Origin of the sequence: Mesobacillus selenatarsenatis SF-1 (assembly GCF_000813125.1) — a bacterium.
GTDB classification, from domain to species: Bacteria; Bacillota; Bacilli; order Bacillales; family Cytobacillaceae; genus Mesobacillus; species Mesobacillus selenatarsenatis.
The window spans coordinates 14164-26762 of record NZ_BASE01000004.1; the positions used below are offsets into that span (position 1 = coordinate 14164).

Here is a 12599-nt window from a genome sequence, read left to right on the forward strand (position 1 = left end):
GGTCCCCTCCTGCAATCTTTTTGCCCATTATAAACCAATGGATACAGCAATGATAATAAATATGATTGATACTGCTACTAATAGCAACATGAATTTGAAAATGAACTTTGCCCATACTCCCCAGTCAATCCGCGCTGCCCCCAGCGTGCCAATCAATGCAGCTGAAGTCGGAACGATGATGTTTGTCAAACCATCTCCCAACTGGAAAGCAAGGACCGCAACCTGACGGGAAACACCGGCGATATCCGCAAGCGGCGCCATTAAAGGCATCGTCAATGCTGCCTGGCCCGATCCTGATACGACAAAGAAATTGAAAACGGATTGGAACAAATACATAAACACCGCGGAAACCGATGCCGGCAGGTCACCAATCGCCTGGCCAGCTCCAAAAAGCATCGTGTTAAGCACGGACGGTGCATCCGGGCTGTCGCCTCCAAGGATGATGACGATTCCTTTGGCCATTCCGACAACTAGGGCGGCTGGCAATAAGTCCTTCGCGCCGTCAATGAATCCATCTGCAATATCATTGACCTTCATATTGTTCAACTTAAAAATGACGCCAATGATTCCGGCCACAAGTCCGATGGTGAAAAACTGAGAAGCGATTTCCGGAATATAGTATGCATGCTCAATAACTCCCCAGACAATCCAGGCGATTCCGGCCACAATTGTCAAAATCACAAGGCTGTGACCCAGTGTGAATTTCACATTTAAATCGTGGTTACTCATATCCTTACGGAAATAATCGTCGCTTTTATAGGTAAGCGACCTTACCGGATCCTTCTTGATGCTTGCCGCATATCGCCATGTGTAGATAATTCCGAGCAGCGTAAATACAGCCCACATTGCCATGCGGAACGGGGACTCGGATAAAACTGGCACACCAGAGATTCCCTGTGCAATCGCGACACCGAAAGGATTCATCCATGATGTTGCGAATCCTATTTGTGTAGCCACGTAAGTGATCATAACACCTGTAATAGCGTCATATCCAAGCGCAACCATCAATGGTACGAGAATCATCGCAAAGGCGATCGCTTCTTCACCCATTCCAAAAACAGCTCCGCCAAGGGAGAACAAGAAGAACATGATCGGGATGATAAGGATTTCCCTGCCCTTTGTCTTGTCGATGACGTTCAGGATGCCTTCCTCGATCGCCCTTGTTCTCATGATGATGCCAAAAGCTCCGCCAATGATAAGGATAAAAGCTACAACTCCGACAGCAGAGCCCCATTTATCTCCAGAAACCAACCCTTCAAAGACAAAGTTCAGGAAGCCTGCTTCTCCACCTGCTTCGAACAAATCGGTGCCTTTATGGACAGGATTCCCCTGTTCATCTTTTACAATCTGAAAGCTCTCCGGGTCCAATACAGTCTTCGTTTTTTCCTCTCCATTGTCGCTATAGGTGATTTCCTTCGTTTCGAATTGGCCCACCGGCACGAAATACGTCACGATTGCCGCAAGCATGACAACGAAAAACACAATCACAAATGTATGCGGAACCTTCCATACTTTATTTTCCATCCCTTAAACCCCCTTGATTTTATAAAATAATTCCTTATATAAAGTTTTTGCAATTTTCGTGCCAATAGTTACGAAGCCATTGAAACTGTGAAAATACTCGTTTACAAGCTGCTCACCAAAATTAAATTGGTTCTATATGGTTCTTTTAAATGGTATAATAAATTTACCATTAAACCAAAAAGGACCAATTAAAATGAAAAAACAACTCATTCTTTTAGCTGGAACAAAGGAAACAAGGCTGGCACTGCAAGACCAACTAGAAAGCATTCTAGGAAATTATGTATCAATCCAGAGCTATTCATCCGAGGAATCCTTGCCGGAAAGGATTTCTGACAAGATTGTTATCTATTCATCCTACCTGATTGAGGAAGAAGTGAAGCATGTAATTGGAAACGACTGCGAGGTGATTATCGCGAACAGGACAATTAACCACCAGTATATCGACAGGCTATTCAGCCTCCCCGCTGGCTCAAATGTCCTCTATGTGAATGACTTTTCCGAGAGTGTCAATGACTCCATCCACACCTTAAAGGCACTGGGAATAGATCACTTACATTACCATCCGTATTTTCCAGGAATAAAATACCCACAATCTATCGATATTGCCGTCACACCCGGGGAAATGGAGCTCATCCCAGATTCAATCGCGACAAAAATCAACCTTGGCGTCAGGCTGATCGATATTCATACAATCATGAAAATCGTGGACCGGCTTGGCCTGCCTGAGGCGCTCGGAATTCAGGTCGCTGACAGGTATACGAGAAGGATCATTGAATTAAGCCAGAAACTATCTTTTCTGAAAGAGGAAGAAGCCAAGTTAAACCAGTACCTGAAACATGTGGTTGATGGCGTAAATGACGGGATCATGGCACTGGATTCCACAGGCAGCATCACAGTTTTTAACGATGTTTTGGAAAAAATCACTGGCATACCGAAAGAAAGGGCACTGACAAGGAAAGTAAATGACGTTTTCCATAATCCCGACCTCCTGCATTTTCTATTAAAAGATATTGATGCTGAGGTACCTTATCCGTTTCTTGTAAGGCAAACGAATGTCATGGTCCACCGGATGCCCATTAACCAGGAAAATACGATCGTGGCCACATTCAAAAATATGGACGAAACAATTGAAATGGAGAAAGCCGTCAGACTCGAGCTCCAGAAGAAAGGCTATGTTGCCAAACATACTTTTGAGAATATTCTAGGTAAAAGCAAAGCAATCAAAGAGACGAAGAAAATCGCCCGCAAGCTGGCAAGGACCCACCTGCCAATCCTAATTCAGGGGGAAAGCGGAACAGGGAAAGAGCTTTTCGCAAGTGCCATTCATATGGTATCAAGCCGAAAGGACGCTCCATTCCTGGCGATAAACTGCAACGCACTGCCCGAAGATCTCCTGGAAAGCGAATTATTTGGATACGAAGAAGGCTCTTTTACTGGTGCAAGAAAAGGAGGCAAAAAGGGGGTATTCGAACAGGCTGACGGCGGCACACTGTTCCTTGATGAAATCGGTGATATAAGCATGAAGCTGCAGGCAAGGCTTTTGCGTGTTTTACAAGAACAAGAGATTCGCCGGATAGGCGGTACCAGGAATATCCCCGTAGATGTAAGAATCATCGCGGCAACGAATAAGAATCTGAAAGAAATGATTGAAAAAGGCGAGTTTCGCGAGGACCTTTACCACCGCCTGAAGGTGCTATCCCTGAGTTTGCCCCCACTAAGGGAGCGTAAGGAAGACATCCCTCTCTTGGTCCAGCATTTCATCTATGAAAGCCATAAGCCAAAAGCCAAAATAGATTATGATGCCATAGCCAGATTGACAGAGATGCCGTGGAAGGGAAATATCCGCGAGCTAAAAAACACTTTGCTGTACATGCTTGCCGTATCGGAAGGCGATACCATCTTCACAGCAGACCTCCCTGTCGACCAGCAGGAAAAATATCACGTTCCTGAAACAAAACTGACTGGCTATATAAAGGGCGCAGAATACAGAACACTTCTTCAGTTCATAGAAGAATTGAACTTGGCAGGAAAAAGCGCCGGCAGACCTCAACTTAGGCTTATGATGGCAAATACCAGCTGTCCGCTTACCGAACAGCAAATACGTCTGCGTTTAAAAGAACTCGAACAACAAGGCTTTGTCGTCATCCGTCGCGGCAGAAGCGGAACCACAATCACCCAGAAGGGATTGGAGGCCTTGAAAGATCAGCATCACAACACTTTTAGCATATAATGAATAGCAAAGTGATGGCGAGGTGGAGAATATATGTGTGTATCAAATAATGCAATCGAGCTCCAGGCATACCGTTTTTCCGAAAAAATTCAGGAGAGCTCCTCATACAACATTGTACGTGTTGATTTTATCGGCGGTACATTTCTTAAATGTGACCAGGGGATATCTTTAAGAGACGAGGTTCAAGACATTGCGAACCTTCCGTTGATTAAGAATCTGATTTTACAAACAAAATCCGGAAAGCAATTTTGTGTGGAGCCGGATGAATTAGGGCTGCGATTTGCTGAAGGGGAGCTTAGCTACAGGCAGTACCTTTTAGCTAAAAAACAGAAGTCCCGGCAAATGCTTTATTATACTTTTGGATCCACAGGTTTATTCACCGCTTTGGCCTGGGCTTTTGGCAGTTATTTTTTTTAGGATTTATCTACAAGATGTGACGAAAAATAAACTAGCTGTTCCAATCAATCCTTGACACTCTTTCATTATCACACTATAATTTCAAGTAATATTTTAATAAGTTGAAGCGTTGAAGAGAGTCTATTAAGCCGGTCTCCCTGTTGATAGAGAATCAGTGGTTGGTGGAAACTGATACAAAGGCCTGGTGAATTTCGTTCTTGGAGCTTTTCCTTTTAATAAAAGCTGTTTTCGCATTGACGAAAAAGTTTTAAAAAAGGAACGGTTTTGGCCGTTATCCAGTAACTTGAGCGGGAAGCAGCATGCTTCCAAATAGGGTGGTACCGCGTGTTCAGCCACGTCCCTATCCAGATTGATGGATAGCGGCGTGGCTTTTTGTTTTGCCCGGTCATCAATCATATCAGCTGAAATAGAGAGCAAAAGGGAGAATACACATGGAGAAAGAACAATGGTCATCAAAAATCGGGTTCATATTGGCAGCAGCTGGTTCGGCAATCGGCATCGGGGCTATCTGGAAGCTTCCGTATGTAACGGGAGTAAGCGGTGGCGGGGCATTTTTCCTAATGTTTATCTTATTTTCGTTATTCATCGGACTGCCACTATTGCTGGCGGAGTTTGTCATCGGCCGCAGTACTGGCAAGGAAGCAATCCGCGCCTACATAGAAATCGCGCCTAAAAGCAAATGGTATTTAATCGGGATACTCGGGGTCGTCACCAGCTTTGTGCTGCTTAGCTTTTACAGTGTTGTCGGCGGCTGGATCAGTCTTTATTTTGTAAAAGGGCTGGCTGGCGGAGTGATTGAAGAAGGAGCTGATTATGGAGGCTTGTTCGGACAGACGATCAGCAGTGCATGGAGCGTGCTCGCTGCTCAGGCTGCCTTCTTATTAGTTACGATTGTTGTCGTCGCAAAGGGCGTTCAATCGGGCATTGAAAAAGCAAGCAAAATCCTGATGCCGGCTTTGTTCGTGCTGTTCATCATCTTGATCATCCGCTCATTAACGCTTGATCATGCACTTGATGGCGTGAAGTTTTTCCTGGCGCCTGATTTTTCAAGTATCACTTCGGAAAGCATACTATTCGCGATGGGACAATCCTTCTTCTCCCTGAGTGTCGGCGTATCCGTGATGGTGACATACAGTTCGTACCTCCCGAAAAAGGGCAGCATCGTCCAGCCTGCCCTGTCGGTTGTAGGAATGAACCTTTTTATCGCGCTGCTAGCCGGGCTGGCAATATTCCCTGCGGTTTTCTCGCTTGGATTTGAACCGGCAGAAGGACCGGGGCTGCTATTCGTCGTCCTTCCAGCAGTCTTTGAAAAAATGGTATTCGGCGAACTGTTCCTGCTTCTTTTCCTGGTATTGTTCCTGTTCGCGACACTGACTTCGGCGTTCTCGATGCTTGAGATCGTCGTTGCCACCCTTGCAAAAGGCAATCAGAAAAAGCGGGCAAAATTTGCTTGGATAGCCGGCGGATTGATTTTCCTGCTTGGCATCCCTTCTGCCCTGTCATTCGGAACGATGGCGGAAGCAACGATTTTCGGAAAAAACATCTTTGACACAGCCGATTTCCTTGTAAGCAACATCCTTATGCCGCTCGGCGTATTTCTGATTTCAATCTTTGTCCCACTGAAAATCAAAAAGGAAGTATTGCGCCAGGAGTTGCTGCAGCACTCAAAGGGCGGAAGCCTGCTCTTCAATCTCTGGTACAATGTGATGAGGTTTATCATACCTGTGGTCATTATTATTGTGTTCCTTGATTCACTAGGTTTCATTTAATGAGAAGCTGACGAAATGTCAGCTTCTTTTTTCATGCAATCACAAAAACTATCAGCAGTATAATTTTTCCCATTAAAGCAAAACCTGTTGAGTAGATGACTGCATCGGAGGGATTTTGATGTTTTTCAAGAGAAAGAAAGACGAAGTCGACAACAGCATGAATCAAAAAAACCTCGTCGACAAGGAATTAATCCCTGTAGATAAGGCCGATTTCATCCAAAAAATGAAGGATTGCCTTCATGATAGTGCGGATTTAAATATTAAGGAACTCCAGAATGGCTTTACCTTGATTTTCTTGGATACCTTGACAGATAAGAAGATGCTGAATCAAGATGTACTTTCTCGTCTCGAAGATGCGAAGGCATCCCCAAACGAAGCGCTTAAGCATATTACAGTTTCAAGTACTTCTAAACATAAATATGTCGAAGATGTGATTGATTCGATTTTACATGGAGCAGTAGTGGTTCATTCGCCTGGCCACCCTGTCATCATCAGTGCAATAGTCGGAACCCAGGAAAATCGGTCATTGACGCGTCCGGAAAATGAGTCACAGGTTTTGGGCCCGCAAATAGCCTTTAATGAAAGTCTTGCGACCAATATATCGTTGATCCGCCGTTTTCTTACCAACCCAAATCTATGCAATGAAAGTTTTACATTAGGAAAACAAACGAAATCAGCGGTTTCGCTTCTTTATTTGAAAGGGATTGCAGACGATGACATGATCGAACGCATGCGCGAGCGAATCAAATCGATTGACGTTGATGGCATCCTCGACAGTTCAATTTTGGTACAGCTTATTGAAGATAATTCATTTGCCATTTTTCCGCAGCTGCTGCTGACAGAAAGACCCGATCGCGCCTGTGCCTGGATCTTAAATGGAAAGATGGTTGTTCTTGTAGATGGCAGTGTTCAGGTAATAGGTGCACCACAAACCTTTATCGAATTTTTCCAGAGTATGGAGGATGAAAGCGTCAGATGGCAAATCGCGACCTTTCTCAGAGTCTTAAGGGTGTTCTCGATGATTGTGTCGATTTTTTTCACGGCGATATATGTGGCAGCTTTAACTTTTCATTATGAAATTATCCCGCAAACACTCCTGATTCCGCTTGGTGAGTCAAGATCTCGCGTACCCTTCCCTCCAATTATCGAGGCATTATTGCTGGAAACAATGATTGAGCTCTTGCGTGAAGCCGGAGCACGGCTGCCAACGAAGGTCGGCCAGACGATGGGTATCGTTGGTGGTATTGTCGTCGGGACAGCTGCGGTAGAAGCAGGATTCACAAGTAACATCCTGATTATTATCATCGCCGTTAGCGCACTCGCTTCATTTACTACGCCAAACTACATGATGGGCAATGTCATCAGGGTTCTGCGCTTTCCATTAATCATTTTGGCAGGATTTTGGGGGTTTTACGGACTGATGGTCGGCTTTTGCTTCCTGCTGATTCATCTGCTCCGCCAATCCAGCCTGGGGACCCCGTTTATGGCTCCCTTTTATCCGCCGAGGTTTGAAGATTGGCGCGACAGTATCATTCGTCTTCCAATCGGCTGGACCAACAGCCGTCCGTTGCAGACAAGGCCATTGGACAGAGTGAAGTACAGATATCAAAAAAACAAAAAATAAGTTGTGGTGTTATGAATGAAAGTTCACATCGAGCCTAAGCCTCAAAATATGGTCAATACTTTCCTGCTCATCTTCGTAATCCATTCTATGCAGGTGGGCGTTGGAATCCAGGGCTTCCAGCGGATCATCTATCTTGAAGCGAGGCATGATGCATGGATTTCCGTGATTCTCGGCGGGGTAGCAACTGCCATCATCGGGTTCATTATGGTGAAAACATTAAGTGTATATGAGAATTCGGATTTATATGGAATCCAATATGATGTACTTGGAAAGTGGCTCGGAAACATGATTAATGTCCTGTTTGTTCTCTACTTTCTTGGAGGCTTCCACGTCATCGTCCGGAATTATATCGAGGTCATTCAGGCATGGGTCTTCCCTGAGGTCCCGACCTGGTTGCTTTCCCTGACTCTCGTTTATCTTGTTTACTACGGCTTGAATGGCGGATTGCGGACAGTCGTCGGTGTCAGCTTCTTCAGTGTCGTTCTATCCTTGTGGCTGGTCATGCTGCTCGCCTACCCCATCCAGTTCGCCAATTGGGATTACCTTTTTCCGATATTTGAAGCGAAAATAACTGAAATACTGAGAGGGGCAAAGCAAATGACCTTCACTGTCATCGGTTTTGAAATCATTTACGTCATCTATCCTTTTTTAAAAGAAAAGGACCGAGTCCATAGGCATATGCAATATGGTCTTGCATTCACGACTATCCTGTATCTTGCAATCATGGTTGTCTCCCTGGCTTATTTCAGCGGCGGCCAGCTTGAACGCACGATTTGGGGTACGCTGTCCCTTTTTAAAATTGTTCGTTTTCCTTTCATTGAAAGGTTTGAGTACGTGGCAATCACCTTTTGGGTCCTGCTGATCCTGCCAAACCTTATGCTCTATATGTGGGCAGCAACAAGAGGGATTTCAAGGATTTTCAATAAAAAAGAACAAAAAATCAGCTGGATTCTTCTTACATTTATTTTCCTGACCCTGCTATATCCGCTCACCCGAGTCCAAATCAATATGTTCAACGACTATTTTGCAAAGGGCGCTCTTTATATTGTTTTTGTCTATCCATTGCTCCTATTCGGTGCTGTCCTGATCAAAAAGAAATTTTCCCGTAAAAAGGATGAGGCCAATGCGCAAACAAATGAATAAGCTCCTGATTGCCATGCTTGTGATCACCCTTTCTGGCTGTGCAGAACAGAAAACACTGGAGAAGATGGGATTGCTCACAACGGTGGGTTATGACCTCACAGACGATAAGCAGATTCTGGCGACAATGGTGCTTCTCCAAATCGACCCGGAAGCTGCGCAAAGCTCCCTAATCCTGTCCGCGAAGTCGGCAACAAGTAAAGGAGCGAGAAATGAGGCCGATTTAAAAAGTCCTAAGAAATTGCAGTCAGGCCAGCTGCGGGTAGCGCTTTTCAGTGAAGAAGTTGTCCAAGCGGGTCTCATCAATCTGGCAGATACACTTGCACGTGACCCCTCGATCAGTGATCTCACATATCTTGCAGTAGTTGAAGGAAGTACAAATAAACTCCTTAACCAAAAAAACGAACAATTTTCCGACATCAGCCAGCTCATATACAAGGAACTGGACCAAAACATAAAAGGTGAAAAAATTCCATCTTCCACCCTGCAGGAAGTATTGCATGATTTCTACGCACCAGGGATTGACCCAATCCTGCCTACTTTAAAAAGTGATGGAGGCATAGTCAAAATTACCGGCATGGCTCTGATAAAGAAGGATAAGATGGTCGGTAAAATAAATGCAAAAGAAGCCTTTTACCTAAAGCTGATCAATGATCGCTACCAGGCAGGAGCAATAGAACTGGAAATCGACAATGAAGGTTTTGATCTGCTAGAGTCTCCTGAAGCTCCCGTCAAACTCGCAGTGGTTCTCGACACGATTCACAGCAAAAGTGACATGAACCTGTTAAGCAAGGAAAATCTCAACTTCGAACTGAAAGTAAAATTACAATCAAGACTACTCGAAATTAACCAGGCACTAGACTTAAAAAACCCGGAATACCTTGAGCAACTAGAAAAAAAGCTCGAGGAAAAAATAACATCAGATATTGAAAATTTGATCAAAAAGGCACGAGAGTCAGGGGCCGACCCATTCGGTTTTGGAGAGATCTATCGAAAGAGTGTCAGAAAAGCCAACTTGACCCCTGAGAAATGGCATAGCATGTACCCAGAAAGCAAAGTCGATGTGAAAATCGAGTTTGAGGTTATGCGGACTGGGGTGGTGGAATAAACTATAGTAAATGAAGCACCTTGACCATACTGAATCTGCTCTGGAGGGCAAGCGCCGGTGCTAGCCGTCAAATAAAAGCCTGGCAGTACTAGAAAACCCGTCATACCAAAGAAAAAAGGGATATCAAACCATTGCGATTTGATATCCCTTTTTCGATTTTTTTAAAGTTTGTACTTCAAAACAGAACCGGTTACAGGGGTATAAGTCCATTTCTTCGGCCACTTTTAAATAAATGTAACTCTGTTCCGACCTTCATGCTTTGACTGATACAAACCTCTGTCCGCCCTGCTAATTAATGAATCGACTGATTCACCCACTCTAAACTCAGTTACTCCAAAGCTTACTGTCTGTCGTCCAGCTGTTTTAAAGGGGTGTTGATTAATTTTCAAGCGCAGTTTCTCAGCCAGTTTAAGTGCATTTTCGCCGGATTGAGAGGAAATGATAATAAACTCTTCCCCTCCCCAGCGGCCAAATTGTTCGTTTGGTGTCAGATTTTGTTTAACAAGTCCGGCTAATTCCTTAAGGACCGAATCCCCTACTTTATGTCCATATGTATCATTAACAGCCTTAAAATAATCAATATCGAAAAATAATAAAGATACAGGAACTTCAGTTGTTTCCAACACATTTTCTTCCAGCCAAATGTCGATTTGATGACGGTTGGCGGTTCCTGTTAATGCATCAGTAAAAGCATTCTCTTTCATATCCTCAAAGTCTGCAAAAAGTTTAATTAAAAACCGGGAGAAATAAATAATCAGAATGTAAAAAAGATAGGCAACATAAAACTGAATAACTGATATTAAGTAATCCTCGGACATTTCAGGAAAATTCACCAAACCCATAACAAAAATGACCAAAAAAACAGATAAAGAAAAGACTAGCCCTCGCCTTGCTCCGAGAATAAGAAAAAAGCTGAGAATCACAGCAGGTACCCACATGACTGTAACTCCAAATGCTCCAGCTTTGTCAATGGCAATATAATTAAAAAATCCATCGTATACTGTTCCTATATGCATAGCAGTAATGATTATTAATGTTCCATATTCCACAAGACGCATGAGCTTTTTTTGATATAACAGTATTAAACTGATTGTGAACCAGCAAGTTAGTATTCCTGTTAACACTATATATTTCCTATGTCCTGGATGGTTGAATACGAAAAAGTTATAAGAAATCATCGCCAGCAGACTGGGAATGATCATACTTAAATAGACAGTCCTCTTAAAGTCCTGCAGAGAGCCTAATTTCCCCATTATGTTTTCTCCTTTAAGTGAAAAGAGACCAATCAATCATCTGATTAGTCCCATTATACGTGGGATTCAGCAGTTGGCTGACGTAGCCCAGGCGGCCTAAGTCCCTTTAGATTTGCCCTCTATCCTTCAGGGGGTATACCGTTATCTACAATTATACTAAATTTTCAACTAGTAGCTAAGATAAAAAAAAGTCCTTCGAGTTATTATTTCAAAGGACTTAGCAGCTCGCCAAAGAATTTTGACAAATTTCCAATTAATTATGAAAAACTACAAATTTTAAACAACGGCACTATCCCACTTTTTCTCATCCAGGACAAAAAGGATGCCTAGTTCATGGTGATCGCCTTCATACAGCGCCCTTTGCACGAAGCGGATTTGCCCGTTTGTATCAAGGACTTCCAGCTTGCAATGCGCCCTGTTTCGTGACAGAGTCTCGTAGAATGTTTGTTCATCACGGACAATCGTGCCGTTGACCTTTGTGACAAGCTCGCCTACACCAAGGGCCATTTTATCGGCCGGAGATTCCGGCAGGATGCCAAGAATCATCATGCCGTGGTTCTTTTTCGAAAAATAGAACGGCATGTTCTCCTCCTTCATCCGCTGTGCCAATGTCAGGGCTTCGCGGCCGATCATCGCAATCGCGACAGCAATGACCGACGCAATTGGGTACCAGTAACCCGTTGCAGAAATCAATGTGATCAGAATGCCGAGACCAACCACACGTCTGCCGAGCTGACTGACAGCTTCTTTTGGCAGCATCCCCTGGATTTGCTGATGCAAACCAATCGCAAATGGAACAAGTATCAGTGAATATGTATTGTCTCCAAGCGTGAACACAGGCCACCACTCGAACGGTAGCGCAAGGATGTTGCCCGGAATGAGCATGAATGCCGGCACGACCCAGAGGCGCTTTACCTCGTGGACACCAACCGTCTGGCCACGCTTGCTCTTGATCAATTTAGGAGAAGTTCCCTTTTTTCCATTTCGTAAAATAAGAAAGCCTTCGCCAATCGTTAATAATGCTAACAAAATCGCAATGGATGGATAAATTTTTTCATCAAGACTTGAAAATAAGTCTCCGACTAACGGAAGATCGATTTCTTTTCCCGAAAGGAAGATCAACGCGAAAAATGCAGCGCCGATTGTATATGCAGGCGTAAGTAGCCTGACTTTTGTTAATAGACTAAATAGCAGCGTTGCAGTGGCAACTAAAACAATCGCACCGAATGGAATCGCGATGCCCGCCGCAATGATTAGGATGGAGATGCCGAGTCCGACCAGCAATCCCAGCGGAAACAGCTGCCTGAGCTCAAAATAAGCATCCTTCGCTCTCACCGTGAAGTTCTTCCGCTCCCGCTTCACGCGTAAAACACCAAGGACCGCCGCCAAAAATATAGAATAATAGAACACAGGGTGAAGCAGAAGCCTGCCCGTCCCTTTCAAAAGTTCAATGAACCAATCCTGTGCCACCCCTATGTCACCAGCCTTCATAGATTACATGATATTAAGCTTATTCTATCAAATCTGCAGGGTA

9 protein-coding genes and 1 other annotated feature are annotated in these 12599 nt (G+C 44.2%); of the genes, 6 read left to right on the forward strand and 3 right to left on the reverse strand.

The annotated features are described in order from the left end of the window. Window positions 1–27: 27 nt before the first annotated feature. A complete protein-coding gene (gene yfcC, locus TY49_RS00410) occupies window positions 28–1524 on the reverse strand; it encodes a putative basic amino acid antiporter YfcC (RefSeq protein ID WP_041963924.1) in 1497 nt (498 codons plus the stop codon). Between the two features lie 193 nt (window positions 1525–1717). Between yfcC and TY49_RS00415 the strand changes: the two genes are divergently transcribed. The 6 genes from TY49_RS00415 to TY49_RS00440 all read left to right on the forward strand — a co-directional run bounded on the left by TY49_RS00415 (window position 1718) and on the right by TY49_RS00440 (window position 9812). Continuing rightward, a complete protein-coding gene (locus TY49_RS00415) occupies window positions 1718–3754 on the forward strand; it encodes a sigma-54 interaction domain-containing protein (RefSeq protein WP_041963925.1) in 2037 nt (678 codons plus the stop codon). Between the two features lie 33 nt (window positions 3755–3787). Continuing rightward, window positions 3788–4171, forward strand: a complete 384-nt coding sequence (locus TY49_RS00420) for a hypothetical protein (protein WP_041963926.1) — start codon at window positions 3788–3790, stop codon at window positions 4169–4171. 100 nt (window positions 4172–4271) lie between these two features. Beyond that, window positions 4272–4516: a binding site (T-box leader), on the forward strand. A gap of 86 nt (window positions 4517–4602) precedes the next feature. Next, complete coding sequence (locus tag TY49_RS00425; RefSeq protein ID WP_041963927.1) at window positions 4603–5940, forward strand: sodium-dependent transporter; 1338 nt, start codon at window positions 4603–4605, stop codon at window positions 5938–5940. Window positions 5941–6058: 118 nt separating this feature from the next. After that, window positions 6059–7564 carry a spore germination protein gene (locus TY49_RS00430; RefSeq protein ID WP_041963928.1) on the forward strand — a complete coding sequence of 502 codons (1506 nt, stop codon included), beginning with the start codon at window positions 6059–6061 and terminating at the stop codon, window positions 7562–7564. Between the two features lie 15 nt (window positions 7565–7579). Next, window positions 7580–8707 (forward strand): GerAB/ArcD/ProY family transporter, encoded by a 1128-nt coding sequence (locus TY49_RS00435; RefSeq protein ID WP_041963929.1) that lies wholly within the window; start codon window positions 7580–7582, stop codon window positions 8705–8707. Beyond that, window positions 8688–9812, forward strand: coding sequence for a Ger(x)C family spore germination protein (locus TY49_RS00440; protein ID WP_041963930.1), 1125 nt, complete (start codon window positions 8688–8690; stop codon window positions 9810–9812). The genes TY49_RS00435 and TY49_RS00440 overlap by 20 nt, the downstream gene beginning before the upstream one ends. 224 nt (window positions 9813–10036) lie before the next feature. Here the strand turns inward: TY49_RS00440 and TY49_RS00445 are convergent, their stop codons facing one another. After that, window positions 10037–11065 (reverse strand): GGDEF domain-containing protein, encoded by a 1029-nt coding sequence (locus tag TY49_RS00445; protein ID WP_041963931.1) that lies wholly within the window; start codon window positions 11063–11065, stop codon window positions 10037–10039. Window positions 11066–11341: 276 nt separating this feature from the next. Continuing rightward, window positions 11342–12535: a PDZ domain-containing protein gene (locus tag TY49_RS00450; protein ID WP_041963932.1), complete on the reverse strand. Its 1194-nt coding sequence runs from the start codon at window positions 12533–12535 to the stop codon at window positions 11342–11344. Between the last annotated feature and the right edge of the window lie 64 nt (window positions 12536–12599).